Raw genomic sequence first — 4,097 nt, forward strand, 5'->3', positions numbered from 1 at the left:
CCCCGGAGGGGAGCCCCGACGCGCCACAGGGCCCCTGCGGCACGGTCACCGTACGGGTGCAGGACGGCCCCGACGCCGGCCAGCAGGTGGAGACGCCGGTGCCCGTGGGCCCCGGCGCGCCGACCGTCGCCGTGGACGACGAGATCATCCTGGTCGAGCTCACCGACCCCGCCGACCCCACGGCCAGCACCTACAACATCGCCGAGCACCAGCGCGGCAAGCCGCTGGTCTGGCTGGTGGCGCTCTTCGCGGCCGCCATCGTCGCCTTCGGGCGGTGGCGTGGGCTGGCCGCGCTGGGCGGCCTGGCGGCGAGCTTCGCCATCCTGCTGACCTTCGTGCTGCCGGGCATCAGCGCCGGGAACCCGCCCCTGCTGGTCGCGGTCGTCGGCGCCGCTCTGATCATGTTCGTGGTGCTCTACCTGACCCACGGCGTGACGGCGCAGACCTCGGTCGCCGTGCTCGGCACGCTGGGCAGCCTGGTGCTGACCGGTGTCCTCGGCACGATCGCCACCGCCGCGACCCACCTGACCGGGTTCGGCTCCGAGGACGCCACCACGCTGTCGATGTACCAGGCCGACGTCGACCTGCACGGGCTGCTGCTGGCCGGGATCATCATCGGCTCCCTCGGCGTGCTGGACGACGTCACGGTGACCCAGGCCGCCACGGTCACCGAGCTGGCGCACGCCAACCCCGGGCTGTCCCGGACGCAGCTCTACCGGGCGGCGACCCGGGTCGGCCGGGCGCACATCGCCTCGACGGTGAACACCATCGTGCTGGCGTACGCCGGCGCCTCGCTGCCGGTGCTGCTCCTGCTGACCGCCGACTCGCGGGCGGTGACCCAACTTCTCACCAGCGAGTTCCTCGCCCAGGAGATCGTCCGCAGCGCGGTCGCCACCCTGGGCCTGATCGCCGCCGTGCCGCTGACCACCGCGCTGGCGGCCCTGGTGACCACGGCCGGCCGACGCGGCGGGGACGCGACCGACCGCGCCGCCACCGCGCCCGCGCCGACGCCCCGGCCGGCCACCGACCGGTCCGAGGCGCTGGAGGCCCTCAGCGGGCCGCGTGGGGACACGCCGTCCGCCGCTCCCGCCGGATGGCCCGATGGGCACAGAAGTACGGACACCGCATGGTGACGCTCCTCAGCGTGACCGAACAGGACGTTCGTCCTGATAAATGCGTCACTGGTCACCGTCCGCCATTACGAAATAACGCATTTAGTCGGCTTAGGGACGTAGATCCCCGGGAGCGTTCTCGGGTAACCTCGCTGCCGGTCACCGCCGAAGGCGCGCAGCGGCGCCTGCGGTGCCGCCGCCCAATCGCCGCGAGGCGAACCGGGGACCCAGGTACGTGGGGTGAATCCGCGACAGCGGTAGGGGCCACTTCCGCCCCGAACCCGTCAGCTAACCCGGTCGGCGGTCGACGGAAGGGAAAACTGTGACGGCACCCCTACGCCGCTGGCTGACGCCCGTGGTGGCCGTACTCGCCGCTCTGGCGGTCTTCGCCGGGCCTCTCCCGGCGGCGGCCGCGCCCACCCCGCCCAAGCCCTCCGGGCACGGGGACGACGAGCCCAAGCTGCTCGACGACCTCATCGAGGCCCGGAACCGGTCCTACGTGCAGGCCAAGGCGAAGCTGGCGAAGTCGAAGAAGCGCCAGCTCGAACTGGCCCTGGAGGTCTCCCGGGCGCAGGCCGAACTGAACGCGCTGGCTCCCCAGGTCAGCCAGATCGCCGCCCAGTCCTACCGCACCGGGCGGATCGGCGCGGTGTCCATGCTGCTGGACACCGCCAGCCCCGACTCGTTCGTCAAGCGCGCCGCCGCCCTCGACGAGCTCAACCTGGTCAACTCCAAGAAGCTCGCCGAGGTGAACGCGGTCAAGGACCGCGCCGAGCAGGCCAAGCTGGCGCTCGACACCGAGGTCCGCGAACAGCAGAAGCTGACGAACGAGATGGCGCGCGGCAAGCGGGAGGCGGAGAAGGCGCTCGCGCTGGTCGGCGGCAGAGGGCTGACCAGCGGCAAGGTGGTCGCCACCTCGCCGGTGGCGAAGATCGCGCCGGGGCGGGCGGCCGACGGCGACTGGACGCCGCTGTCACCCACCGAGGCCGACCCCACCACCTCCGGCCGCATCACCGCGCGCACCCTGCACATGTACAAGGAGGTCAAGCGGGCCGGCTTCAACCGGTTCGTCGGCTGTTACCGCCCCGGCGGGCCCTACGAGCACCCGAAGGGCCGGGCCTGCGACTGGTCGCTGCAGAAGAGCGGCTTCTCCCCCTGGCACAACGACGACACCTACATGTACGGCAACAACCTGACCGCGTTCCTGGTCCGCAACGCCGACCGGCTCGGCGTCTACTACGTGATCTGGAACAGACAGATCTGGTTCCCGGCGACGGGCTGGAGCTCCTACAGCGGTCCGTCGAACCACACCGACCACGTCCACGTGTCCCTCTGGTAGGCACGCACGCGCGCGGCACAGCCGAGAGCGCGGACAGGGCCGCCCCGCCGAACGCGGGGCGGCCCTGTTTCGTCGTACGGACCCGCCCGCCAGGGCGGTGACAGGCGGGCGGTGGGTGGGTGGTTGTTCAGGCGAGCGCGGCGCTGGCCGCCGCCTCCGGCGCGTCGGCCGCAGCGGCGGGCACCTCGGCCACCGTCCGCACCTCGCCGGCGGTCAGCCGGTACGACATGCCGACCACCCCGCAACGGCCGGCAGCCACCTCCGCGGCGAGGACGGCGGAGCGGCCCAGCATCGCCTCGACGGTGTGCGCGATGTGGATGTCGACGATCCCGTCGATGTCGTCCACGCCCTCGGCGGCGGCCCGGCGCAGGCTGGGCACCACGGCGTCCACCACGGCGCACAGGTGCCCGACCGGCGGGGTGCCGGTGGCGGCCGCCGTACGCGCCGCCTGGACGGCCCCGCAGGAGTCGTGCCCGAGCACCACCACCAGCGGCGTGCCCAGGACCGTGACGGCGTACTCCACGCTGCCCAGCACCTCGGGACCGATGGTGTGCCCGGCGGTGCGGACCACGAAGAGGTCACCGAGGCCGCGGTCGAAGATGATCTCGGCGGCGAGCCGGGAGTCGGAGCAACCGACGATCACCGCGAAGGGGTGCTGCCCGTCGGCGACCGCGGCGCGGTGCCCGGCGTCCTGGTTGGGGTGGCGCGGGGCGCCGGTCACGAACCGCCGGTTACCGGCGTGCAGCTCGGCGAGCGCCTGCTCGGGACTCGCGGGGACGGCGAACGCGGTGCCGACGTCGGCCGGGGTCCCGCCCGTGGCCGGCGCCGGGAGCGTCCGCTCCGGGCCCGGTTGGGTTCCTGGCGATCCGGGACGACTCATCCCACACCTCGCTACCTCACGTGAACGGCCTGGTCACCCGGGCCGACGCTGGACGCGGGCTGCCACCACCGTCACACGCACTGCAAGATACGTCAAGGGATGCGTGATATGCATTTCATATGTCCGGCGGCCCGATGCGACGGCGGCCGGGCCTCCGCGCGTCCCTCGGCCGCGAGGGCGCGCAGGAAAACACGAAGCAGGGGCCATACGATGGCGGGCATGGCGACGACAGGGGAGAACGGGAGCACCCGCAACTGGACCTTCCTCACCAACCACGGGCACGTGCTGCTCGCCATCGCCCGCAACCCCACCGCCCGGCTCCGCGACGTCGCCGACGAGGTGGGCGTCACCGAGCGGGCCGCGCAGGCGATCGTCGCCGACCTGGAGGCCGGCGGCTACCTGAACCGCACCCGGGTGGGCCGACGCAACGAGTACACGCTCAACCCCGCCGGGCGGTTCCGACACCCCGCCGAAGCGGACCGGCAGGTCGGCGCCCTCCTCGCCCTCTTCGCCGACGACCAGGAGCCGGCCGAGGCCAGCGAGCGTTCCTGACGAGGGGTCCGGGCGGCGGCACGCCGCTCCGGCCCTCGGCGGTAATCTCACCGCGTGCGCGAGAGTTTCCGACCGGGCGGGACCGGGCCGGCCCGCCGAGGCGGGCGCGGTGCCCGCGCGGTCCTCGGTGGAGCGGCCGCGGTCCTGCTCGGCACCGCCGTCATCGCCCCGTCGCCCGCCTCGGCGGCGGTCCCCCGCTGCGGGCCCCCCGGCG

At 73.5% G+C, this 4,097-nt stretch carries 4 protein-coding genes and 1 riboswitch; of the genes, 3 read left to right on the top strand and 1 reads right to left on the bottom strand.

The features are described 5' to 3' along the window. Both F6X68_RS31265 and F6X68_RS31270 read left to right on the top strand, forming a co-directional pair. Positions 1-1,133 (top strand): YibE/F family protein (locus F6X68_RS31265; RefSeq protein WP_151457616.1); only part of this gene is annotated, 1,133 nt, incomplete at its 5' end. Positions 1,134-1,299: 166 nt separating this feature from the next. Further along, positions 1,300-1,431, top strand: a riboswitch (cyclic di-AMP (ydaO/yuaA leader). A gap of 3 nt (positions 1,432-1,434) precedes the next feature. After that, positions 1,435-2,451 (top strand): hypothetical protein, encoded by a 1,017-nt coding sequence (locus F6X68_RS31270; RefSeq protein WP_151457617.1) that lies wholly within the window; start codon positions 1,435-1,437, stop codon positions 2,449-2,451. A gap of 127 nt (positions 2,452-2,578) precedes the next feature. Here the strand turns inward: F6X68_RS31270 and F6X68_RS31275 are convergent, their stop codons facing one another. Further along, complete coding sequence (locus tag F6X68_RS31275) at positions 2,579-3,331, bottom strand: carbonic anhydrase (protein WP_151457618.1); 753 nt, start codon at positions 3,329-3,331, stop codon at positions 2,579-2,581. A gap of 210 nt (positions 3,332-3,541) precedes the next feature. Between F6X68_RS31275 and F6X68_RS31280 the strand changes: the two genes are divergently transcribed. Next, positions 3,542-3,883: a MarR family winged helix-turn-helix transcriptional regulator gene (locus F6X68_RS31280; RefSeq protein ID WP_151457619.1), complete on the top strand. Its 342-nt coding sequence runs from the start codon at positions 3,542-3,544 to the stop codon at positions 3,881-3,883. Positions 3,884-4,097 lie beyond the last annotated feature (214 nt).

The organism is Micromonospora sp. AMSO12t, from assembly GCF_008806585.1.
Classification (GTDB): domain Bacteria; phylum Actinomycetota; class Actinomycetes; order Mycobacteriales; family Micromonosporaceae; genus Micromonospora; species Micromonospora reichwaldensis.

Coding starts and splice junctions, on each gene's coding strand:
- F6X68_RS31275 (WP_151457618.1), bottom strand. CDS start 3,331: ATGAGTCGTCCCGGATCGCCAGGAACCCAACCGGGCCCGGAGCGGACG.
- F6X68_RS31280 (WP_151457619.1), top strand. CDS start 3,542: ATGGCGGGCATGGCGACGACAGGGGAGAACGGGAGCACCCGCAACTGG.